This window comes from Kutzneria chonburiensis (genome assembly GCF_028622115.1).
GTDB lineage: Bacteria > Actinomycetota > Actinomycetes > Mycobacteriales > Pseudonocardiaceae > Kutzneria > Kutzneria chonburiensis.
On the sequence record NZ_CP097263.1, the window covers coordinates 7,438,651 to 7,459,252 of the forward strand.

The 20,602-nt window shown below is 70.4% G+C and carries 23 protein-coding genes and 1 pseudogene; 13 read left to right on the forward strand and 11 right to left on the reverse strand.

Annotation, left to right across the window (positions count from 1 at the left end; translation table 11 throughout):
• Window positions 1–64 precede the first annotated feature (64 nt).
• Both M3Q35_RS34210 and M3Q35_RS34215 read left to right on the forward strand, forming a co-directional pair.
• The gene (locus M3Q35_RS34210; protein WP_273936654.1) at window positions 65–1,378 is read left to right on the forward strand and encodes a GH1 family beta-glucosidase; all 1,314 of its coding nucleotides are present in this window, start codon (window positions 65–67) and stop codon (window positions 1,376–1,378) included.
• Complete coding sequence (locus M3Q35_RS34215) at window positions 1,378–2,658, forward strand: MFS transporter (RefSeq protein WP_273936655.1); 1,281 nt, start codon at window positions 1,378–1,380, stop codon at window positions 2,656–2,658. The genes M3Q35_RS34210 and M3Q35_RS34215 overlap by 1 nt, the downstream gene beginning before the upstream one ends.
• 427 nt (window positions 2,659–3,085) lie before the next feature.
• On the opposite strand, the gene M3Q35_RS34220 is transcribed toward M3Q35_RS34215, so the two are convergent.
• Both M3Q35_RS34220 and M3Q35_RS34225 read right to left on the reverse strand, forming a co-directional pair.
• Entirely contained in the window at window positions 3,086–3,454 is a 369-nt protein-coding gene (locus M3Q35_RS34220; RefSeq protein ID WP_273936656.1) for a hypothetical protein, read from the reverse strand.
• A 13-nt stretch (window positions 3,455–3,467) separates the two neighbouring features.
• The gene (locus M3Q35_RS34225; protein WP_273936657.1) at window positions 3,468–3,725 is read right to left on the reverse strand and encodes a hypothetical protein; all 258 of its coding nucleotides are present in this window, start codon (window positions 3,723–3,725) and stop codon (window positions 3,468–3,470) included.
• A 275-nt stretch (window positions 3,726–4,000) separates the two neighbouring features.
• Here M3Q35_RS34225 and M3Q35_RS34230 point away from each other — a divergent pair, with 275 nt between their 5' ends.
• From M3Q35_RS34230 to M3Q35_RS34240, 3 genes are all read left to right on the forward strand, one after another.
• Window positions 4,001–5,317: a helix-turn-helix transcriptional regulator gene (locus M3Q35_RS34230; protein WP_273944573.1), complete on the forward strand. Its 1,317-nt coding sequence runs from the start codon at window positions 4,001–4,003 to the stop codon at window positions 5,315–5,317.
• Between the two features lie 4 nt (window positions 5,318–5,321).
• Complete coding sequence (locus M3Q35_RS34235) at window positions 5,322–6,227, forward strand: phosphotransferase enzyme family protein (RefSeq protein ID WP_273936658.1); 906 nt, start codon at window positions 5,322–5,324, stop codon at window positions 6,225–6,227.
• A gap of 83 nt (window positions 6,228–6,310) precedes the next feature.
• On the forward strand, window positions 6,311–6,622 hold the full coding sequence (locus M3Q35_RS34240) for a hypothetical protein (RefSeq protein ID WP_273936659.1): 312 nt from the start codon (window positions 6,311–6,313) through the stop codon (window positions 6,620–6,622).
• On the opposite strand, the gene M3Q35_RS34245 is transcribed toward M3Q35_RS34240, so the two are convergent.
• Window positions 6,606–7,451, reverse strand: coding sequence for a macrolide 2'-phosphotransferase (locus M3Q35_RS34245; RefSeq protein ID WP_273936660.1), 846 nt, complete (start codon window positions 7,449–7,451; stop codon window positions 6,606–6,608). The genes M3Q35_RS34240 and M3Q35_RS34245 overlap by 17 nt on opposite strands.
• 80 nt (window positions 7,452–7,531) lie before the next feature.
• On the opposite strand from M3Q35_RS34245, the gene M3Q35_RS34250 reads away from it, so the two are divergent.
• Both M3Q35_RS34250 and M3Q35_RS34255 read left to right on the forward strand, forming a co-directional pair.
• Complete coding sequence (locus M3Q35_RS34250; protein ID WP_273936661.1) at window positions 7,532–8,314, forward strand: alpha/beta fold hydrolase; 783 nt, start codon at window positions 7,532–7,534, stop codon at window positions 8,312–8,314.
• An 89-nt stretch (window positions 8,315–8,403) separates the two neighbouring features.
• Complete coding sequence (locus tag M3Q35_RS34255; RefSeq protein ID WP_273936662.1) at window positions 8,404–8,715, forward strand: tetratricopeptide repeat protein; 312 nt, start codon at window positions 8,404–8,406, stop codon at window positions 8,713–8,715.
• On the opposite strand, the gene M3Q35_RS34260 is transcribed toward M3Q35_RS34255, so the two are convergent.
• The 4 genes from M3Q35_RS34260 to M3Q35_RS34275 are packed head-to-tail and all read right to left on the reverse strand — an operon-like array spanning window position 8,712 to window position 11,639.
• The gene (locus M3Q35_RS34260; RefSeq protein ID WP_273936663.1) at window positions 8,712–9,746 is read right to left on the reverse strand and encodes a copper resistance D family protein; all 1,035 of its coding nucleotides are present in this window, start codon (window positions 9,744–9,746) and stop codon (window positions 8,712–8,714) included. The two genes, M3Q35_RS34255 and M3Q35_RS34260, sit on opposite strands and share 4 nt — an antisense overlap.
• A complete protein-coding gene (locus M3Q35_RS34265; protein WP_273936664.1) occupies window positions 9,743–10,282 on the reverse strand; it encodes a copper resistance CopC family protein in 540 nt (179 codons plus the stop codon). Before M3Q35_RS34265 ends, M3Q35_RS34260 begins: the two co-directional genes overlap by 4 nt.
• A complete protein-coding gene (locus tag M3Q35_RS34270) occupies window positions 10,279–11,073 on the reverse strand; it encodes a YcnI family copper-binding membrane protein (RefSeq protein WP_273936665.1) in 795 nt (264 codons plus the stop codon). Before M3Q35_RS34270 ends, M3Q35_RS34265 begins: the two co-directional genes overlap by 4 nt.
• A 47-nt stretch (window positions 11,074–11,120) precedes the next feature.
• Window positions 11,121–11,639 (reverse strand): hypothetical protein, encoded by a 519-nt coding sequence (locus M3Q35_RS34275; protein ID WP_273936666.1) that lies wholly within the window; start codon window positions 11,637–11,639, stop codon window positions 11,121–11,123.
• Between the two features lie 78 nt (window positions 11,640–11,717).
• Here M3Q35_RS34275 and M3Q35_RS34280 point away from each other — a divergent pair, with 78 nt between their 5' ends.
• From M3Q35_RS34280 to M3Q35_RS34295, 4 genes are read left to right on the forward strand one after another with little or no spacing between them, the layout of a single operon-like run.
• Window positions 11,718–12,365, forward strand: coding sequence for an ABC transporter permease (locus M3Q35_RS34280; RefSeq protein WP_273936667.1), 648 nt, complete (start codon window positions 11,718–11,720; stop codon window positions 12,363–12,365).
• Complete coding sequence (locus M3Q35_RS34285) at window positions 12,358–13,491, forward strand: ABC transporter ATP-binding protein (RefSeq protein WP_273936668.1); 1,134 nt, start codon at window positions 12,358–12,360, stop codon at window positions 13,489–13,491. Before M3Q35_RS34280 ends, M3Q35_RS34285 begins: the two co-directional genes overlap by 8 nt.
• The gene (locus tag M3Q35_RS34290; RefSeq protein WP_273936669.1) at window positions 13,484–14,221 is read left to right on the forward strand and encodes an ABC transporter permease; all 738 of its coding nucleotides are present in this window, start codon (window positions 13,484–13,486) and stop codon (window positions 14,219–14,221) included. Before M3Q35_RS34285 ends, M3Q35_RS34290 begins: the two co-directional genes overlap by 8 nt.
• A complete protein-coding gene (locus M3Q35_RS34295; RefSeq protein ID WP_273936670.1) occupies window positions 14,218–15,180 on the forward strand; it encodes a glycine betaine ABC transporter substrate-binding protein in 963 nt (320 codons plus the stop codon). Before M3Q35_RS34290 ends, M3Q35_RS34295 begins: the two co-directional genes overlap by 4 nt.
• On the opposite strand, the gene M3Q35_RS34300 is transcribed toward M3Q35_RS34295, so the two are convergent.
• Entirely contained in the window at window positions 15,177–15,818 is a 642-nt protein-coding gene (locus M3Q35_RS34300; protein WP_273936671.1) for a TetR/AcrR family transcriptional regulator, read from the reverse strand. The genes M3Q35_RS34295 and M3Q35_RS34300 overlap by 4 nt on opposite strands.
• Before the next feature lie 120 nt (window positions 15,819–15,938).
• Between M3Q35_RS34300 and M3Q35_RS34305 the strand changes: the two genes are divergently transcribed.
• Complete coding sequence (locus M3Q35_RS34305) at window positions 15,939–16,373, forward strand: DUF6069 family protein (RefSeq protein WP_273936672.1); 435 nt, start codon at window positions 15,939–15,941, stop codon at window positions 16,371–16,373.
• On the opposite strand, the gene M3Q35_RS34310 is transcribed toward M3Q35_RS34305, so the two are convergent.
• Complete coding sequence (locus M3Q35_RS34310) at window positions 16,370–16,807, reverse strand: DUF6474 family protein (protein ID WP_273936673.1); 438 nt, start codon at window positions 16,805–16,807, stop codon at window positions 16,370–16,372. The two genes, M3Q35_RS34305 and M3Q35_RS34310, sit on opposite strands and share 4 nt — an antisense overlap.
• Window positions 16,808–16,885: 78 nt before the next feature.
• Here M3Q35_RS34310 and M3Q35_RS34315 point away from each other — a divergent pair, with 78 nt between their 5' ends.
• Window positions 16,886–18,523: a TM0106 family RecB-like putative nuclease gene (locus tag M3Q35_RS34315; RefSeq protein ID WP_273936674.1), complete on the forward strand. Its 1,638-nt coding sequence runs from the start codon at window positions 16,886–16,888 to the stop codon at window positions 18,521–18,523.
• An 89-nt stretch (window positions 18,524–18,612) separates the two neighbouring features.
• On the opposite strand, the pseudogene M3Q35_RS34320 reads toward M3Q35_RS34315, so the two are convergent.
• A pseudogene (locus M3Q35_RS34320) lies at window positions 18,613–19,365 on the reverse strand (SDR family NAD(P)-dependent oxidoreductase); the annotation flags it as partial.
• Between the two features lie 228 nt (window positions 19,366–19,593).
• Window positions 19,594–20,556, reverse strand: a complete 963-nt coding sequence (locus M3Q35_RS34325; RefSeq protein WP_273936675.1) for an aldo/keto reductase — start codon at window positions 20,554–20,556, stop codon at window positions 19,594–19,596.
• Window positions 20,557–20,602 lie beyond the last annotated feature (46 nt).

Here is a 20,602-nt window from a genome sequence, read left to right on the forward strand (position 1 = left end):
ACGCCTACTATCCGAACAAATTTCATGTCTACTCGGCAGTAGCGCAAGTCTCAGAGGTGGTGCCATGAGCGAGCCCGTCCTCCCATCCTTCCCCGACGACTTCCTCTGGGGGGTCTCCACCTCGGCATATCAGGTGGAGGGTGCCGTCTCTGAGGGTGGCAGGGGCAGGTCGGTCTGGGACACGTTCTGCGAGACACCCGATCGGGTGTTCTCCGGACAGAGCGGCGCGGTCGCGTGCGACCACTACCACCGCTACCCGGAGGACATCGGCCTGATGCGCGACCTCGGCGTCGGCGCCTACCGATTCTCGATCGCCTGGCCACGAGTGCAACCCGAAGGCACCGGCGCCGTCAATGCCGAGGGCCTGGGCTTCTACGACCGGCTGGTCGACGCGCTGTGCGAGGCCGGCATCACGCCGGTCGCCACCGTCTACCACTGGGACACGCCGCAGCCGATCGAGGACGCCGGCGGCTGGCTCAACCGGGACACGGCCAAGCACTTCGCCGAGTACGCCGGGATCGTCGGGGCGAAGCTGGCCGACCGGGTGCCGATGTGGATCCCGATCAACGAACCGATGGTGACCACGGTCTACGGCTACGGCATCGGCCAGTACGCGCCGGGCCAATTCCTGCTGATGGACGCCATCCCGACCGCCCACCACCAGAACCTGGCGCACGGCCTGGCCGTGCAGGCGCTGCGGGCGGCCGGCGCCAGGCAGATCGGCTCGGCCAACAACCACGGCCCGGTCTGGCCGGCCACCGACGGGCCGGCCGACCGGGAGGCCGCGGACCGGGCCAGCGACCTGATCAACTGGCTGTTCGCCGACCCGGTGCTGGCCGGCACCTACCCGGAGTCGATGCACCCGTGGCTGCCGCCGGGCTTCGCCGACGACCTGCCGACGATCAACACCCCGATGGACTTCTACGGCGTCAACTACTACGAGCCGACCCAGGTCTCGGCCCCGTCCGAGGGCAATCCCTTGCCGTTCGACCTGGGCGAGGTCGAGGGTTACCCGATGACCACCAACGGGTCGCCGGTGGTGCCGGACGGGCTGCGCCAGTTCCTCGGCCAGCTGCGCGACCGGCACGGCGACCGGCTGCCGCCGTTGCAGATCACCGAGAACGGCGCCAGCTACGACGGCGTCGACGACCAGGAGCGCATCAACTTCCTGGCCGAGCACCTGCGCTCGCTGCGGCTGGCCATGCACGAGGGGGCCGACGTGCGCGGCTACTTCGTGTGGTCGCTGCTGGACAACTTCGAGTGGTCCAAGGGCTACCAGCCCCGGTTCGGCCTGGTCGACGTCGACTACGACACGCTGCGGCGCACCCCCAAGGCGTCCTTCACCTGGTACCGCGACCTGATCAGAGGTGAGCACTGATGGCACAGGCCGCCGAGGTCAACGGGCCGGGACCGTTCGACGACGAACCGAGCGCGCTCACCGAACCCGCCGTTCGGGTGCGTGGCGGCTGGACCACGCTGCTGTTCCTGGCCAACCTCGGCCTGTGGCTGGGCATCTACGCGCCGATCCAGGTGCTGCTGCCCGAGCAGGCCCAACTGCTGGCCAGCACCGACAAGGAGACCGTGTTCAGCGTGGTCACCGGCATCGGCGCGGTGGTCGCGCTGATCGCCAACCCGGTGATCGGCGCCTTCTCCGACCGGACCTGCTCGAGGTGGGGCCGTCGACACCCGTGGACGCTGGCCGGCTCCGCGCTCGGCGCGCTGGGCCTGGTCGTGCTGGCGGTCGCGCCGAACGTCGTGATCATGGTGATCGGCTGGTCGCTGGTCCAGGCCGGGTTGAACGGCATGCTGGCCAGCCTGACCTCGGCGCTGCCCGACCGGGTGCCGGTGGAGCAGCGGGCCGAGGTCGGCGGCTTCATCGGCATCAGCCAGATGCTCGGCACGGTGGCCGGCGCCGCCCTGGTGTCGGTGGTGATCACCAGCCTGGCCGGCGGCTACGTGGCCTGTGCGGTGCTGGTCGTGCTTGGCGCGCTGGCCTTCGTCCGGTTCACGCCGGACGCCGTGCTGCCGCGCCGGTTCCGTCCGGACGGCGGCCTGCGGCAGCTGGTCGGCGCGCTGTGGATCTCCCCGGTCAAGCACCCCGACTTCGGCTGGGGCTGGGGCACCCACTTCATGGTCAACCTGGGCAACGCGCTCGGCACGCTCTACCTGCTGTACTTCCTGGCCGACGCGGTGCACTACCAGGGCGATCCGGTGGACGGGCTGCTGATCCTGATGGTGCTGTACGGCATCGCGCTGACCATCGGCGCGCTGGTCGCGGGCCGGATGTCCGACAAGTCCGGCCGGCGCAAGCCGTACGTCGTGGCCGCGGCCGTGGTGATGGCTGCCTCGGCGATCATCCTGGCCGTCTCGCCGACCTGGACCGCGTCGCTGATCGCCGCCCCGCTGCTGGGCGTGGGTTTCGGCGTCTACTGGGCGGTCGCTCTGGCCGTGCTGACCCAGGTGCTGCCGGCCGCCTCGAACCGGGCCAAGGACCTCGGCGTGATCAACGTCGCGAACTCGTTGCCGCAGGTCATCGCGCCCGTGGTGGCCGGGCTGGCCCTCCAGCTGGCCGGCGGCTACGCCGCGCTCTTCGTGCTCTCCGCGATCGCGACGACGGCCGGCGGATTCATGGTCACGAGGATCAGGGCCGTTCGCTGAACGACCGCTCGGCCCCGCCCCTGCTTCGCACGGTTGCTGGATTTTCGCCCGCCGCCACCCGACGGGCCACGCACTCAAGCCGATGCGGCGGGGGAAAATTCAGCAAGGGCGAGGCAGGGGTCACGAGGGGCCGAGCCGCGACGCCGAAGGCGGCGCCATGAAACTGAGACCGGTTGAGGGTGCCTGTCCGGGGAAAACAGGCACCCCCAACCGGGGTTGGTGGCCGCGGACCGTCACCGGTTCGGGGTAGGCGCCCAGTGGACGTCAACTCGGCGCCATCTCAGCGCCGGCCCGCGGAAATCTGTGGAGTTATCTGGCCAGCGACCCGGTACGTCGCGGTCGGGGGTTCGGACGTCCCCGGGTCGCCGGCCGGTGGCGGAGGATCAGCGTTCCCGGGTCGGGGTGTCCGGGATGCCGACGCCGCCAGCTAGTGGGCCACCGCAACCGTGCTGCGGTGACGGGATCCGCGCGGCGCCGGAGCCGGCTGCTGCGCGGTGAGCATGTGTCGAGCGGGTCGCGGCGCGAGACCACCGGCGACCAGGTGTTCGTAGGCGGCGCGCCACACCGAGCACGGCGACTTCTGCTGCCGCCAGCGGGTGGAGCACTCGGGGCAGTTGCCCTTCTCGTCGGGCTCGTGCGCGGCCAGCAGGGCTCGCCAGCCGTCGGTCAGCCGAGGCAGCTCGGAGCGGGCAACGGAGAGCAGGGACGGCGCGTCCGCCCGGTCGGCCAGCTCGGACAGCATGTCCAAGCGTTCCCACACGGCATTGCGGAGCACCTGGCCGAGTATCTCGTCCACCTGAACGTCACCGTCACCTTTCCGCCTGGTCGGCGGCCTCGCGCAGTACCGTCCGCAGCTGGCCGAGCTGGCCGGCGGACAACACCGCGGTCTCCCCAGGAGGGCCCATCAGGACCACCCTGCCGTTGTCCACGACCACGGTGAGGTGCCGTTCCCGGTTGACCACATCGCGGCAGTGGATCTGCCATGCGCGCCGCTCGTCGGGGCAGCCCGCGGTCTGGTCGGCGACCACGTCCTGGGTGAACCCCTGGACTCGTCCGATCAGTTCCACTTGCTGTGTCCCTCCGTGTGCAGCCGCTTACGGAAAACTAGATTGCGACGACATCAAACGTTGTGGGGCGTCACAGCGCTGATCGGTGGGAGTTGCACGATGAGCGGTCGGCCGGGTTCGGTGCGACCGATCAGGTTCGCCGATCAGCACTTCTCGACCGGGCCGAGCAGCCCTTACTCTTCGGATGACGCCCAACGGACCGTGAGGGGGCGCAATTGAACACCATCGGTTCCCAGAGCTCGCCCGTTACGCCGGACAACTGGGAGCGCCAGGAGATGCGCGACGCGCTGGCCGGCCGGGACGTGAGTTCCGTCTACCGGCAGCTGCGCCGCGTCGGCGTGTCCCAGCGGCAGATCGCGGCGCTGACCGGCCAGTCGCAGTCCGAGGTCTCGGAGATCCTCAAGGGTCGCCAGGTCATGGCCTACGACGTGCTGGCGCGTATCGCGGACGGGCTCGGGGTCCCGCGCGGCTACATGGGCCTTGCCTATGACGAGACGACCGCCCTCAAGGTGGCCGGCTCCGTCGACGAGGCCGAGCAGCGTGAGGACGAGGAGGTCAAGCGGCGCCGCTTCCTGCAGCACGCGGCCTCCGTGACGATGGGCGCCCAGGTGCTGGGCCCGGACAGCGGCGCATGGGTGCCGACCGCGGCCCAGACGCCGACCCCGAACCGGATCGGCACCACGGACGTGCGGCAGATCGAGGCCGCGACCAGGGCGTTGCGCTCGCTGGACTACCAGTACGGCGGCGGGTTCTGCCGGGACGCGGTGGTCGCCCAGCTGTCGTGGACCCGCCAGCTGCTCGAGGTCGAGGCGGCCGAGCCGGTGAAGCTGCGGCTGTTCAAGGCCGTCGCCGACATGCACAGCCTGGCCGGCTGGACCTCGTTCGACACCGGCCTGCTGGACTCGGCCCGTACCCACTTCGCCAAGGCCCTCGAGCTGGCCAAGATGGGCAACGACAACGGCCTCGTCGCCAACATCCTGTACCGGATGGGCCGCGTCTACCTGCACAACGACGCCGCCGGCGAGGCGCTGAAGATGTTCCAGCTGGGCCAGATCGCCGCCCAGGAGTCGGGCTCCGCGCTCACGGTCGCGGTGCTGTGCGCCAACGAGGCCTGGGCCTACGGCATGCTCGACCGGCCCGACCAGGTGCAGCGCATGATCAGCCGCACCCGGGACGAGTTCGAGCGGGCGCAGAGCGAGGAAGCCCCGAGCTGGGTCAAGTTCTTCGACGTCAACGACCTGCACGGGATGATCGGCTCGGCCCTTTCGGCGCTGAGCAAGTTCGACGACAACCGCGTCAAGTACGCGCCGCTCGCGGTGAACGAGCTGATCAAGTGCACCGAGGGCTACGAGAGCAACATGCAACGAACCCACGTCTTCGGGCTCTCCATGTTGGCGGAGAACCATATGCGCGTCGGAGACGTAGACCAGGGCGTGAAGATCGGCAACCACGCCATGCGCCTCGGCGAGTCGATCAAGAGCAAGCGGATCTCGGACCGGTTGATGCCGCTGCAGTTGGAGGCCGGCCGGCGCAAGAACAACTCGGCGGCGCTCGACCTCGCCGAGCGGATCAAGGTGTATCGGACGGTATGACCAAGTGACTGCTTCGTTGTCGGACGGACGCTCCACCAGGGATCGGCTACGGGCCGTCCTCGGTCAGGCGTGCGCGGAGGTCGGGCTGGACGCGACCGGTGCTGAGCTCATCCGGTTCGTGAACAACGCTGTCTTCCGGCTGGCCCGCCACCCGGTCGTGGTGCGGATCGTGCTGACCCCGGGGCTGCGGCACCGGGCCGACAACGTGGTGAACGCCGCCCAGCTGCTGGCCGACTACGGCGTGCCGGCGGTCGAGCTGCTGCCCGACGTCCAGCAGCCGCTGCACATCGGCGAGCACTCGCTGACGTTCTGGCAGGAAGTGCCGGACACCGGCGACGAGCCGACCGCGGTCGAGCTGGCCAACCTGCTGCGGCAGATGCACGAGATCCCGGTCGAGGACGCCAGCCTGCCCGAGTGGAACCCGATCGACGACCTGCGCCGGCGGATCGGCGACGCCGAGGGCTGGGACTCCGACGACGTGGAGTTCCTGCTGCGCCGGTGCGACGACGTGGAGACCCGGCTGGCCGAGGTCCGCTACGAGCTGCCGCCCGGTGTCGTGCACGGCGACGCCCACCTGGGCAACCTGATCACCACCCCCGGCGGCACGGTGCTGTGCGACTTCGACACCACCTGCGTCGGCCCGCGCGAGTGGGACCTGGTGCCGATCGCCGTCGGCCAGCTCCGGTTTCACCACACCGTGAACAAGCACGAGATCCTGGCCGACGCCTACGGCTTCGACGTCACTCGGTGGGATGGATTCCCGGTGTTGCGCGAGGTCCGTGAGCTCAAACTCACCGCCGCCGTGCTGCCGATCGCCCGCAGCAACCCGAACATCCGTTCCGAGCTGCGCCGCCGACTTCGTTCGGTTCGTGTCGGCGACACCTTCACCAGGTGGGTCCCTTACCGGTAGCGTCACATCCCGGTAACGCGGTGCCCGACCGGTACGACGTCACAGGCATCGTGTCGTTGACGCTGGTGAGGTGAGCTGCAGCGGTGAAGGGCCTGACGGGGACGCGGATGTTCGCGTGGACAGGGTGGCGCACCCGGCGCGCCCTGCGCACGGCGCAGCTGCTCGACGAGGTCGTCGACAGCCAGCTGCCGCTGCTGACCGCGCTGCCGGAGGACCGTCGACGGCGTTCCGCCGACTATCTCGCCGAACTCGTGATGCTGTCGCAGGCCTACCGGCACTACGCGTCCGGCTGGATCGACCGCCGCGAGCTCGACCGCCGTGGCCACGGGGTGCTCGACCGGCTCGGCGAGCTGCGGGCCCAGCCGTCCGCCGCCCAGGTCACCGACCGCGACTGAGCTCCGCGCGGGCGCTGTCGATCAGATCGGCGCGACCCGTCTCCAGGCCGTAGAGGCCGCTGATCACCGGTTCGAGTGACGCGCGGTGGGCGATGTGCTCCCGCATGCCCGGCCAGACGTGACCGCCGTGCCGTTCGTAGTCGGCCAGCAGCCGTTCGAAGACTGCCGGCGCGAGATACGTGTAGGGGTCGACGAAGTCCATCGACGGGTCGCTGATCGTGGCGTCGGCCCAGTCGATCAGGCCCACCAGCCGGCCGCCGTCGACCAGCAGGTGCTGCGGGTGCAGGTCGCCGCGGGCCAGCACCATGGCCCGTGGCCAGCGGTCGGTGTCGGCCAGCCAGTCCTGCCAGCGGCGCCACCGGTCGTCGGCGATGACGTACTCGGCCCTGGCCTCCGCCAGCCGGTCGGCGATCCACTGCCGCTGCCTGTCCGGGTCGAAAACCGGCACGCCCAGCGCCGCCGGGACGTACGTGGGCAGGCTGTGCAGCAGCGCGACGCAGCGGCCGAGCGTGTCGTCGGTCGGCGACCAGTGGCCGTCGGCCTGCACGCCGGGCAGTCGGGGATAGGCGATCAGCGTGTGGGTGCTGATGCGCCAGTCCGGGATCGCGATCGGCAGCAGTGGGCGGACGTGGTCGAGCAGCCGGCCTTCGGCCGGCAGGTAGGGGCCGTCGGTGTGGCGGGGCGAGCGGAGGATCCACCGCGTGCCGTCGGTCGCGGTCGCGTGCAGGACGAGAAAGTCCCAGCCGGACTGGTCGACTTCGTACCGATCTTGCAGGTCGAGGCCGTTTTCCTTGGCCTCGCGGAGCATTGCGTCGACGGTTGCTGGCACTTCGCCACGCTATCGGGGTCTGGCAATCCAGTTACCGATAGGTATTCTTACTGTCAGTAGGTTATGGGGAGGTGGGTCTTGTGAGCCTGGCTTATGACCGCGTCGGATCGGGCGCGCCGCTGGTCCTGCTGCACGGTGTCACTCATCGCCGGCAGGCGTGGACCCCGGTGGTCGACCTGCTCACCCCGCACCGCGAGGTGATCCTGATCGACCTGCCCGGGCACGGTGAGTCCGGTCCGCTCGACCATGACGGCCGGACCGCCCTGGCCCAGACCCTCGACGTGCTGATCGAGCTGTTCGACCAGCTCGGCGTCGAGCGGCCGCATGTCGCCGGCAACTCCCTCGGCGGGCGCCTGGCGCTGGAGTTGGCCGCGCTGAACGCCGTCCGCTCCGTCACCGCGTTGTCGCCGGCCGGTTTCTGGCGGGCCAACTGGGACTTCGCCTACACGCGGGCCGTGTTCGGCACCATGCGCGGCATCGGCCGTGCCCTCGAACCCGCCGTGCCTCGGCTCGTTCACCACACCGCCGGTCGCGGCCTGATGTACGCCGCCGTCGTTGCCCGGCCCAGCAAGCTCGACCCCACCGCCGCGCTGGCCGATTACGAGGCATTCAAGATCGCTTGGCCTTCGTACAAGCTCATCGTGCGGGAGGGGACGCCGTTCGCCGAGCAGATCCCCGACGACATCCCGATCACCGTCGCGTGGGGCACCAAGGACGCCATGCTGCCGCCCTACCAGGCCAAACGAGCCAAGCGCGCGTTGCCCAACGCCCGGCACCTCGCCCTGCCCGGCTGTGGACATGTGCCGATGAGCGACGATCCCGCCCAGGTCGCCGCCGTGCTGCTGCAGGGCAGCGCCGCCTGACCACATTCGACGCGTTCGACGCGCCAGCCCCGTTTTTCCGGGATGCCCGGCGCGTCGGGCGGCTTATCATCCGTCGCGGGGAGGCTCGCATGGATGCCGACACGATCGCCGAGTTGCTGGAGACCGCCGAGAAGCGCCGTGCCCGCGCGGCCGAGGACCCGGCCCACCTCGCCGACCTGGCTGACGCCCTGCTGAACCTGGCCGTCGCTTACAACGACCATGGCGAGTTCCCCGACGCCATCGCCACTGCCGAGGAAGCCGTCGACATCTGGCGCTCCGCCGACGGCGACCACCGCGGCAGCCTCGCCGTGGGCTTGGCGACGGTGAGCGGTTACTACCTCGCCATCGGCCTGGACGAGGAAGCGAACGCCGCCGCGGCGGAGGCCGCCAACCTGAGCTAGGCGACCGGGGCGCGGGTGAGGACTACGGCGAGGCCGTAGGCCAGTCCCATGACGGCGATTTCGAACGTGAACCAGCCGGCTAGGGCGGGGAGGCGCTGGTGCTGCTCGACCTGGGGCATGAGGCGGAAGCGGATGTTGGCGCCGAGCAGGCCGAGGGCGGCGAAGCAGAGCAGCTTGCCGATCACGATCCAGCCGTAGTGGGTGACGAAAAGGCCGGTCCACAAGGTGACGCCGGGGGTCTCGACGAGGGTGATGACGGCGTTGACGAGACCGGTGATGCCGACCGCGATGAGGCAGACGGTGGCGAGCCTCGAGAACTTGGGTAGGGCACGGGCCAACAAAGAACGGTTGGCCAGGACGAGGACGCCGAGGGCGAGTAGGCCGCCGGTCCAGCCGGCGGCGCCCATGACGTGCAGCTCCATCGAGACCATGGTCAGGCCATGGCCGCCCCAAGCGAGCCCGAAGTTGGAAGCGTGGCCGGTGACGGGGATGGGGAGCAAGCCGAAGACGGAGAGCACGATCCGCAGCTCGGCGGGGACCTTTTCGCCGTGGCGGAGGGCCAACACCGCGAAGAAGAGGTAGACCAGCGCGATGGCGGCGCTGATGACGAGGGCCTGGCCGGCGCCGATGTCGGTGACGTATTCGACGATGGTGCCGAAGGTGGGGAAAGCGCCGGGACGAAGGTCGGCGGCGGCGAAGACGAGGGACAACAGGGCCGTGACGGCCCACGCGGCGGAGCTGATGACGGCGGCGCGGCGGGCGAGGTTGAGCACGGGCTCGGTCTGCTTGGGACGGTCGAAGCCGAGCAGCATGGGCAGCACGCTCAGCCCGACCGTCACCAGTGACGAAACGTCCAGCAGCACCCGGACCACGGGCAACCCGAACCGGACCATCGCGCCGGGCTCGACGACACCGGGGGCCGCGGCCTCGCCGGTGAGCGACGTCCCGATGAGGGCGCCGGCGACGGCCGCGAGCAGCAGGCCGACGCCGAGCCCGTAGTTGTGCCGAGCGATGGTCCGGGACGTGGTCACTTCGAGCTGTCCTCCGGCACTCGACCCATCCGCAGCGCGACGAACACACCGACGCCGAGCAGCACGACACCGCCGACGATCCACGGCCACACCGGCACCGAACCGCTGCCGGAACCGCCGGACGACTGGGGATCAGCCGCGGCGGTGGCGGTGGCCGGCGTGCCGTTGCCGGCCTTGGTCAGGGTGAACTTCACCGAGCCCGACACCGGATGCCCGTCGGCCGACAGGATCCGGTAGCCGACGGTGTAGACGCCGGCCGCGCCCAGTGGCCGCACCGGTGCGCTGATCACGTTGCTGTCCACCTTGGCCGGGCCGGCCTCCCAGCGGGTGCTGCCCGGCCCGTTCACGGTGATCACGTCGAAGTCGCCCTGCTGGATCGGCAGGTCGAAGGTCAGGCTCACGGTCGACGGCCCGACCTCGAGCGACGTGCCGTCCTTGGGGTCGCTGCCGACCAGGACGTTGTGCGCGAACGCCGGACCGGCCAGCCCGAGCATGACGCCCGCGGCCAGCAGGAGACCGGCAAGAAAACGCTTCACTCGGACTTGCCTTCGGTGGGAGTGGTGGATTCGGTGGCGGAAGTGGAGCCGGCCACGGCCGGTCGGCGACTGCGGAGCACGGCCACCGCGCCGAAGCCGACGCCCAAAGCGCCGACGAGCAGGCCGGCGCCGCCGAGCCAGCGGGCGGTGTTGTCCGAGCCGACGGTGGTCGACGCGGCCGTGTCGGTCACGCCGCCGGTCGCGCCCATGGACGACATGTCCATCGCGCCGGGGGCGTTGGCCTTGGTCTGGAGCTTGATCGACGGCGCGGGGTGCTCGGGCTTGGGCTGCCCGGCGGCCGGCGGCTGGTCGGTCCAGTTCACCACGATGCCGTTGTCGTAGGTCTGCACGGCCGGGAACAGCAGCTCGTCGGTGTCATCGGGCATCGGCCCGGCCGACACGTCGAACTCCTGGAACTCGCCGGGGTTGACCCGGGTGCCGGGGTCGGCGGTCCAGGTGATCGTCTTGACCGCCTTCTTGACGTCGGAGTTGTTCTCCTTGACCGGCGCCGGCAGCGGCTCGATGTCGATCTGGGACTTCCAGCCCGGCACGGGCTTCACCGACGCGCCGGGGATCGGGTACGACTGGGGGAAGCTGACCTGCACCTTCACCGTGCCGGCGTTGTCCTCCTCGTTGGGCACGCGGAAGGTGATCTTGGCGTAGCTGCCCTGCACGGCGGTGGTGACGTTGGCGGTGACGTGCGCGGATGCGCCGGGGGCGGCGACGAGGGCGATCACGCCGGCAGCGGCGAGCGCGCCGCCGGCCCGCAGCGCGAAGCGGGTGGTGGACATGGGTGTGTTCTCTCCTGAATGAGAAAGGGCTTGGGGTGTAAGGGAATTCAGGAGAGGACGGGAGGACCGCGGCGGCCGAGGGAGCGGCGTAACAGCACGTCGAGCAGGTGGCCGGGGGCCGAAACGGCGACCAGGGCGACCACGCGGTCGGGATGCGGGAAGGACGGCACGACCGGCAGCAGCCGGCGGACCGCGCCGGCCACGGCGACGATCGTGGTGTCGGCCTTGGCCAGCAGCACGGCGGTCAGGACCAGCGCCACGCCGTGCGCGATGGTCATCGCGCCGGAGCCGAGCACGCCGTTGCCGTGCATCACGGACAGCAGCACATGTTGGGCCAGCTCGGCGGCGCCGAGCGCGCCGACGATGGTCCAGCTGCTGCGCCAGCGGTCGGCCAGCGCGGTGCCGGCCAGCGCGATGAGCAGGCTCAACGGCAACACGGGCAGCGCTTCGGGCCAACCGCCGCCGGCCACGCCGTGCGCGGTGACGGCCAGGGTGGTGGAGCTGACGGCCAGCATGGCGCCGCGCATCAGGCGCACAGGGCCGGTGAGCTGCTGCCGTCGGGACACGTGGATGAGCGTAAGGGCTCCTCGTAGTCGTTCCGAATGGTGGTTTGTAACTACTCCGTTTCGGGTAACCGTCACGTCATGGCTCTGTGGACGTACGTCACGGCGCGCTGGCAGTCCCTGCTGATGGACTCCTACCTGCATGCCAGCGCTGTGGTTCAGGCCACCCTGCTCGCGGCGGTCATCGGCGTGGGCCTCGGCGTCGGCGTCTACCGAAGTCCCGTCGGCTCCGCCGTGGCGACGGCGCTGACCAGTGCGATCTTGACCATCCCGTCGTTCGCGCTGCTCGGCCTGCTGATTCCGGTGCTCGGCCTTGGCGTGCCGCCGACGATGGTGGCGCTCGTCCTGTACGCGCTGCTGCCGATCGTCCGGAACACCGTTGTCGGCCTGAACGGGATCGATCCGGCGGTGGTGGACGCGGCCCGTGGCATCGGCATGAGCCGGCTGCGCGTGCTGACCGGCGTCGAGCTGCGGCTGGCCTGGCCGGCGATCCTGGCCGGCATGCGGGTCAGCACCCAGCTGCTGATGGGCATCGCGGCCATCGCCGCGTACGTGAAGGGCCCCGGCCTCGGCAACCTGATCTTCAGCGGGCTGTCCCGGGTCGGCAGCGTCAACGCCGTCGACCTCGCGCTGGTCGGCACCGTCGGCGTGATCGTGATCGCACTGCTGCTGGACGGCGGGTACGTGCTCGTCGGCCGGCTGACCACACCGAAGGGCATCCGTGACTGACCAAGCGGTCGACATCCAGCTCGAGAACGTCACCAAGCGCTATCCGGGCGGCCGGCAGGCGGCGGTCGAGGACTTCAGCATGAGCATCGCGGCCGGCGAGATCGTGGTCTTCGTCGGCCCGTCGGGCTGCGGCAAGACCACCACCATGAAGATGATCAACCGGCTGATCGAGCCGTCATCAGGGCGGATCACCATCGGCGGCACGGACGCGCTGTCGCTCGACGCCGACGAGCTGCGCCGCGGCATCGGCTACGCGATCCAGCAGGCCGGCCTGTTCCCGCACCTGACCGTCGGACAGAACATCGGCCTGGTGCCAGGTCTGCTCGGCTGGACCAAGGTGAAGACGGCGAGCCGGGTCGAGGAGATGCTGGAGCTGGTCGGGCTGGACGCCGGCGAGTTCCGCGACCGGTTCCCGAGGCAGCTGTCCGGTGGCCAGCAGCAGCGGGTCGGCGTGGCTCGGGCGCTGGCCGCGGATCCACCGGTGCTGCTGATGGACGAGCCGTTCGGCGCGGTCGACCCGATCACCCGCGGCAATCTCCAGGACGAGCTGCTGTCGCTGCAGTCCGAGCTGCACAAGACGATCGTCTTCGTCACGCACGACTTCGACGAGGCGGTGAAGCTGGGCGACCGGATCGCCGTGCTGGGGCCGAAGTCGAGCATTCTTCAGTTCGACACGCCGGAGGCGATCCTGGCCGCGCCGGCCGACGACACGGTGGCCGGCTTCGTCGGCGCCGGTGCGTCGCTCAAGCAGCTGACCCTGTTGCGGGTCAGGGACATCGAGCTGGACGAGACCGAGACGGCGACGATCGACGAGCGTCCGGCGGACGTGCGGGCGCGGCTGACGGCGAAGAACCAGAAGTACGCGCTGGTACTGGACAATCGCCGCCGGCCCAAGCGCTGGGTGCATCTGCGCGATCTCAACGACGGCGTGCTGAGCACGGTCGGGCGGCCGGTGAACGACCAGGTCACCAGGCAGTCCACGGTGCAGGACGCGCTGGAGGCGATCCTCACCGAGGGCGGCTCGGTCCCGGTGGTCGGCACGCGCGGCGAATACGTTGGCGCGATTGGCATCGACACCGTCATGGAGACCGTCCGCAAGCTGCGGGAGGAACACGACCATGGCTGACCGCTCCGACCGGATCCGGATGTTCGCGCAGCCGGTCGTGGTGCTCGCGGTGGTCGCCGGCCTGCTGGTTTGGGCGGGTACCCGGCAGCTGGACGACATCGAGCAGCGCAACCTCAACTTCTCGACGCTGCTGGAGCTGACCTGGCAACACCTGCTGCTGGCCATCGCCGTCACCGCCATCGTGGTGCTGGTCGGTGTGCCGCTGGGCATCGTGCTGACCCGGCGCTGGGCCCGGTTCGCGGCGCCGTTCGTGTTGGCGCTGGCCAACATCGGCCAGGCCGCGCCGGCGATCGGCGTGCTGGTGCTGTTCTTCCTGGCCACGGCCAGCACCGGGTTCTGGGTCGCGGCGCTGCCGATCGCGCTGTACTCGCTGCTTCCGGTGCTGCGCAACACGATCGTCGGTATCCGGCAGGTCGACCCGACGCTGGTCGAAGCCGGCCGCGGCATCGGCATGTCGGCGTCGACGGTGCTGCGCCGGATTGAGCTGCCGCTGGCTGTGCCGCTGATCCTGGCCGGCCTGCGCACCTCGCTCGTGCTGGCCGTCGGCACCGCGACGCTGGCGTTCTTCGTGGCCGGCGGCGGGCTCGGCGTGCTGATCGACACCGGGGACAAGTTGGCCCGTTACTCGGTGCTGGTGGTCGGCGCGGTGCTGGCGATGGCCTTGGCGCTGCTCGTGGACTGGCTCGGCGGGCTGGCGGAGGAGTTTCTCGGACCGAAGGGGCTGCGATGAAGAAGCTGGTGGCGCTGGCCCTGGTCGGGACGCTGCTGACGGGATGCGGGCTGAGCTCCGGCTCGACCGTGCCGGTCGCGGTCGGTCCAGGGTCGATCAAACCGGTGCTGTCCGGGGTGCGGCTGGCCGTGGGGTCCAAGGACTTCACCGAGAACATCGTGCTGGGCTACCTCGCCGAGCTGGCCCTGTCGGCGGCCGGCGCGCAGGTCAGCGACCTGACCAACATCCAGGGCTCCAACTCGGCCCGCAACGCGCTGCTGGCTGGGCAGATCGACATGACCTGGGAGTACACCGGCACGGCGTGGATCAGCTACCTCGGGCACAGCGACGTGATCGTGGACCCGAAGCAGCAGTTCGACAAGGTGCGCGAGGCCGACAAGGCCAACGGGGTCAGCTGGATCGCGATGTCCCCGGTCAACGACAAGTACGCCATCGCCGCCAATGCCGACGTGGTGCGGAAGTACGGCGTGCACACGCTGTCGCAGCTGGCCAAGGTCGATCCGGCGGCGGTGACGTTCTGCCTGGAGACCGAGTTCGCCAGCCGCAACGACGGCTTTCCCGGCATGGCCAAGAAGTACGGGATCCCGTCGGACAACGTGAAGATCCTCGGCACCGGCGCGGTCTACCAGGCGACCAAGGACGCGAAGGCCTGCAACTGGGGCGAGGTGTTCACCACCGACGCCCGGATCCTGTCACTCGACCTCAAGGTGCTTGACGACGACCAGCACTTCTTCCCGCAGTACAACGCGGCGCTGACCGTGCGGTCCAGCGTGCTGGCCGAGCACCCGCAGATCGAGCAGGTGCTCAAGCCGGTGTCCGACAAGCTGGACAACGCGACCATGCAGAAGCTGAACGCCGAGGTGGACGTGCAGGGCAAGGACCCGGCGGATGTCGCCCGGGACTGGCTGGTCAAGGAAGGCTTCGTGACCAGCCGGGATGTGCCGGACAGCAACGCCTAGCGGGGTGCGCTGAGCACCTGCTCGATCTGTTCCGGCGTTGGTGTGGCGCCCGGCAGCGGTTCCCGCTGCTGGGTGTCGGCCCGATAGCCATCCAGCACCAGGGCCAGCGCGCGCCGCCACAGCGTCGGGTCGATGCGCCTGGAGTGCTCCAGCACGGCTCCGACCATCTCCTGGACCAGCGGAAAGTCTCCGACGCCGACATCGGGGCGCAGCTGCCCGGAGGCATGCGCCCGGCGGACCAGTTCCCGCACGGCCGGGCCGATCCGCGCCTGGGCCCGGCGGGCCAGGTCGGTGGTGCGGCCGTCGCCGGTCATCAGGTCCTTGAGTCCCTTGTCGCCGGCCTGGAGCTCCAGGTTGCCGGCGACGAACGAGCACAGCCCCTGCCACGGGTCGTCGATCTCCAGCGCCGCGTCGACCAGCGCGATGATCCGGTCCACCCGCTCGTCGAACAGCTCGTTGATCAGCTCCTGGCGGTCCGGGAAACGCCGGTAGACGGTGCCGACGCCGACCTCGGCGGCCCGGGCGATGTCGTTGTGCGTCACGTCGAGGCCGACCTCGGCGACCAGCGCGTTCGCGGCGGCGAGGATGCGCAGCCGGTTGCGCTCGGCGTCCCGGCGCAGTGGTTTCGACCCGTCCATGGACCCATCGTAGCTGTCAAATGGATAAGGGTCGTCCATGTGGATAGCTTCTATCCGTTTCTGCTGCTACGGTCGGTCTGTCAGAAACGGAGCGCAGTTATCCACTTCTAGGAGACGATCATGAGCACCCATGTCCACCCGCAGGCCGACACCTCGACCGCCCGCGTCGCGCTCGGCGTCGCCGCCGCGGCGGTAGTCTCGATCGCCCTGAACACCGCGGTCGCGCTCGGTGCCGCCGCCCTCAGTCCCAACGGCACCACCATGGGCCTCAACCTGCCGGCCTACGGATCGTTGACGATCATCGGCGTGCTGGCCGGCACCCTGGGTTGGGCGCTCGTCCGCAAGCACGCCGCCCGGGCGCGGGCCACCCTGCGCACACTGGTCCCGCTGGTCCTCGTGCTGAGCTTCATCCCGGACGTGTTGCTGCTGGTCACCGGCACGGCTGACGGGGTCAACTTTGCCGCCCTGGTGGTGATGCACGTGGTCGTCGCGGCCGTCACCGTGACGACAGCCAGCCGGGTGCTGCCGCTCGTCGGCTACCGCCGGACCGTCTAGTTGACGCCGAGTCGACGGAGCAGATCCTCTTCCAGCCGGTCCAGCTCCAGGCTGACGGCCTTGTGCGCGGCCTTGCGGCGGCCGCTGGGCATCCGCTCCGCGGCCCGCACGGCGGCGGCCAGCTGGGTCAGCCGGGCTTCGCTGGAGTCGGCGAACGCGGCATCGGAATTCCGCAGGTCAGCGGAGGCTGCGGCGGCACCGGCGATGCGGGCGTGCAGTGCGCCGCCGCGGCCGGAGTACGTGGCGAGATCCTTCACCTCGACGCCGAGGCGACGGGCCCGCATCCGGTCGACGGCGTCGCGCGCCATCGAGGCGGCGCGCAGCGCGTACGGCGCGACGACGGGCACCACGGCCGGGCCGACGACCTTGGCCAGGCCGATCAGATTCTTCGCGTGCGCGGGAGTGAACCGAGGCTTCGACCGGTTGCGTGCCACTCCTCGACTCTAGTCCGGCCGGTGGAGATCCACCGGCCGTCGACACGGACCTCGAGCGGCGGAACTAGGCTGGTCATCGTGACGTCTTCGGTGCTGCTCGACGCCGGTGTGGTGACCCGCTGCCGGCGGCGCGTGCACCTGGAGAACGACCCGACCATGGCCGACGCCCCCAAGGCCGCCCCGGATCCCACCGGTGAGCAGCGCCGGGCCGACGCGATGGCCCACCGCCGGGCCGTCGCCGACCGGATGGCCACCATGGCCGGCTCGGCCTGGACGGAGATCCCGCTCGACGCCAAGGCGTCGGATCGCGAGCGGGCCACCGTGGCCGCGCTCTCAGCCGGCGCGCCATTCGTGTGGGCCCCGCAGCTGCCGCGTGACCAGTCCGGCGGCCGTCGCGGCGGCATCGACCTGCTGGTCCGCGTGAGCACGGGCTATGTCCCGGTGCTGGTGGTCCGGCACAAGGTCACCGATCCCGGCACCGGCGCCCGGACGTCGCCGCTGAGCGAGCCGACGCCGATGGGCATCCGCTCCGACCCGCTGCGCAAGGTCCGCCCGCAGCCCCGTGACCAGCTCCGGCTGGCCCACGCCCAGCGGATGTTGCAGGCCAGCGGGTTCGCCGCCAGCGGCCGGTCCTACGGCGGCGTGGTCGGCATGGACGCCGATGTCGTGCTCTGGCACGACCTGGACGCGCCGACCTGGCCCGGGGCCCGGACCGCGCTGTCCGAGTACGACATGCGCTTCGCCGACCGGCTGGCCGTGGCCAATGCGGCGGCCAACGGCGGCGAGGCGCTGGCCCGGCCGTCCCGGATCGTCGAGTGCCGCAGCTGCCCGTGGTGGCCGGTCTGCGACCAGGCGCTGAACGAGGCCCGCGACGTGAGCCTGGTCGTCCGTGGCGAGGATGCGTTCGCGCTGCGCAAGCTGGGCGTCTCCACGGTCGACGAGCTGGCGGCGATGGATCCGGCGACCAAGCTGGCCACGCCGCTGGTCGGCATGCCGCTGTTCGACGCCGTGGTGCTGGCCCGGGCCTGGCTGCGGGACCTCACCGTGGTCCGCCGGGTGCGCAAGGTCCGGGTGGCGCGGGCCGACGTCGAGGTCGACATCGACATGGAGAGCTTCGGCGACGCCGGGGCGTACATGTGGGGCTGCCTGCTCAGCGGCAAGGACATTGGCGAACGGCAGGGCTACCGGCCGTTCGTCACCTGGGAGCCGCTGCCCGACGACGACGAGGCCCGGTCCTTCGGCGAGTTCTGGACGTGGCTGATGCTCGTGCGCACCAAGGCTTTGGCGCACGGCCTGACGTTCAGGGCCTACTGCTACAACGAGTTGGCCGAGAACCGGTGGCTGCTGTCGTCGGCCGAGCGCTTCGCCGGCAAGCCCGGCGTGCCGACCGTGGCGCAGGTAAACGCATTCATCCGCGACCCCGCCTGGGTCGACGTGTTCGGCGTGGTCCGCGACCAGTTCCTGTGCGCGCACGGCAAGGGCTTGAAGATCATCGCCCCGGTGGCCGGTTTCCACTGGCGCGACCCCGAGGCCGGCGGCGAGAACTCCATGCGCTGGTACCGCGACGCCGTCGGCATGGACGGCGCGCCGGCCGAGGTGTCGCAGCGGCAGCGCCTGCTCGAGTACAACGAGGACGACGTGCACGCCACGTTGGCACTGCGGCAGTGGATGAGCTCGCCGGCGATGGCCGAACTGCCCTTCGCCGGCGACCTCTGAGAACGCTTCGAAGCTGTGAACGGACCATTCCTAAACTCCGAGTTGAGGAATGGTCCGTTCCAAAGGCCGGGGCTGGACAGATGGCTAGCGGGGGCCATGCGGAGGGAGCCGTCCATGCGGATGACCTCGCCGTTCAGGTAGTCGTGCTCGACGATGGCCACGGCCAGCTGGGCGTACTCGTCGGGACGGCCGAGGCGCTTCGGGAACGGCACGCCGGCGGCCAGGCCCGCGCGGAACTCGTCGGAGACGCCGGCCAGCATCGGGGTGTCGATGATGCCGGGCGCGATCGTCATCACGCGGATGCCGGAAGACGCCAGCTCACGGGCGGCCGGCAGGGTGAGACCGACGACGCCGCCCTTGGACGAGGAGTACGCGGCCTGCCCGATCTGGCCGTCGAACGCGGCCACGGAGGCGGTGTTGATCACGACGCCGCGCTGGTTGTCCTCGAGCGCCGGGGTCTTGGCGATGGCGTCGGCGGCCAGCCGCAGCACGTTGAACGTGCCGATCAGGTTGACCTCGATGACCTTCCGGTACGTGTCCAGGTCGTGCGGGCCGTTCTTGCCCACGATCCGACCGGCCGTGCCCACGCCGGCGCAGTTGACCGTGATGCGCAGCGGCGCACCGGCGGCGACCACGGTGTCCACCGCGGCCTGCACCTGCTCCGGGCTGGTGACGTCCGCCTCGACGTAGGTCACGCCGTCGACGGCCTCGGCGTTGGCGACGGCCTTGGGCAGGTCGAGCGCGAACACCTTGGCGCCACGGGCGGCCAGCGCCCGCGCGGTCGCCCCACCCAGCCCGGAAGCCCCACCGGTCACGATCGCCGCGTTGTCAGAGATCTGCATTCGGCGAGGCTAACCTGCTGTATCGATCAGACGTCGTGTCGGTCGGAGGGGCCCTGCATCAGCCGCAGCATCACCAGCAGCGGCAGGGCCACCACCAGCGCGCCACCCACGAACAGGCCCGCGATCTGCAGAAGTTCCATGTCAACAAGGGTGCGCGACGGCAGGCTGAGCCCGCGTCGGCCGCAGGTGCCGTTCCGGCCTCCTACCGGGGGATGACCAGCATCACACTCAGCGACGACCCGGCGGACATATTTCGTCCAGGAGATCCAGGTCGGCGGGGCTGAGCGCGAACTCGCCGGCGCGGGCGTTGGACCGCACCTGTTCCGGACTGGTCGCGCCGCAGATCACCGAGGCGACAGTGGGCTGCGCGGCCAGCCAGCCGATGGCCAGCCGCACCATCGGCGCGTCCCGCTCCTCGGCGAAGGCTCGCAGTTTCTCGATCCGCTCCCACGGCGCCTCGGACAGCAGCCGTTCCCGGCCGGCCAGACGGGAGCCGACCGGAGGTTCGCCATCCTGCCGGTACTTGCCGGTCAGCAGGCCGTTGGCCAGCGGGAAGTACGGCAGCAGCCCGAGGCCGAAGCGGCCGCAGGCCGGCAGCACCTCGCGCTCCACCTCCCGCTCCAGCAGCGAGTAGTGGTTCTGCGCGGACACCGGCGCGGCCACGTGCTCGGTCTGCGCGGTCCAGGACGCGTCGGCGATCTGCCAGCCGGCCAGGTTGCAGTGGCCGACATAGCGGATCTTGCCCTCGTGCACGAGGTCGTCCAGCACGGACAGCGTCTCGGCCAGCGGCGTGCGCGGATCCGGCCGGTGCAGCTGGTACAGGTCGATCCATTCGGTGTTCAGCCGCCGCAGCGAGGACTCGACGGCCCGCCGCACGTACCGTCGGGAGCCGCGGGCACCGAAGTCGGGACCGTTGACCCCCTGCATGTCCACGCCGAACTTGGTCGCGATGACGGCGTGCTCGCGGCGCCCGGACAGCGCTTGCCCGAGCAGCTCCTCGCTGCGGCCGCGCGGCGCGCCGTACACGTCGGCCACGTCGAAGAAGGTGATTCCGTTGTCCAGCGCGGCTTCCACCACGGCGCGGGCCCCGGCCAGCGTCTCCGTCGATGTCCCGGGACGACCGAGGTTGTTGCAGCCGAGCCCGACGGTGCTGACGACAAGACCGGAATGCCCGAGGCGACGTTGCTCCACGGGCGGTCACCCTAATCCGTGGGTAGCGCCACCGGGTGTTCACCAC

Excerpts from the sequence above, each read along its gene's own strand:
- M3Q35_RS34295 (WP_273936670.1), top strand. The coding sequence starts at position 14,218 with ATGAAGAAGCTGGTGGCGCTGGCCCTGGTCGGGACGCTGCTGACGGGA.
- M3Q35_RS34300 (WP_273936671.1), bottom strand. The coding sequence starts at position 15,818 with ATGGACGGGTCGAAACCACTGCGCCGGGACGCCGAGCGCAACCGGCTG.
- M3Q35_RS34270 (WP_273936665.1), bottom strand. The coding sequence starts at position 11,073 with ATGTCCACCACCCGCTTCGCGCTGCGGGCCGGCGGCGCGCTCGCCGCT.
- M3Q35_RS34280 (WP_273936667.1), top strand. The coding sequence starts at position 11,718 with ATGGCTCTGTGGACGTACGTCACGGCGCGCTGGCAGTCCCTGCTGATG.
- M3Q35_RS34290 (WP_273936669.1), top strand. The coding sequence starts at position 13,484 with ATGGCTGACCGCTCCGACCGGATCCGGATGTTCGCGCAGCCGGTCGTG.
- M3Q35_RS34305 (WP_273936672.1), top strand. The coding sequence starts at position 15,939 with ATGAGCACCCATGTCCACCCGCAGGCCGACACCTCGACCGCCCGCGTC.
- M3Q35_RS34230 (WP_273944573.1), top strand. The coding sequence starts at position 4,001 with ATGCGCGACGCGCTGGCCGGCCGGGACGTGAGTTCCGTCTACCGGCAG.
- M3Q35_RS34255 (WP_273936662.1), top strand. The coding sequence starts at position 8,404 with ATGGATGCCGACACGATCGCCGAGTTGCTGGAGACCGCCGAGAAGCGC.
- M3Q35_RS34215 (WP_273936655.1), top strand. The coding sequence starts at position 1,378 with ATGGCACAGGCCGCCGAGGTCAACGGGCCGGGACCGTTCGACGACGAA.
- M3Q35_RS34210 (WP_273936654.1), top strand. The coding sequence starts at position 65 with ATGAGCGAGCCCGTCCTCCCATCCTTCCCCGACGACTTCCTCTGGGGG.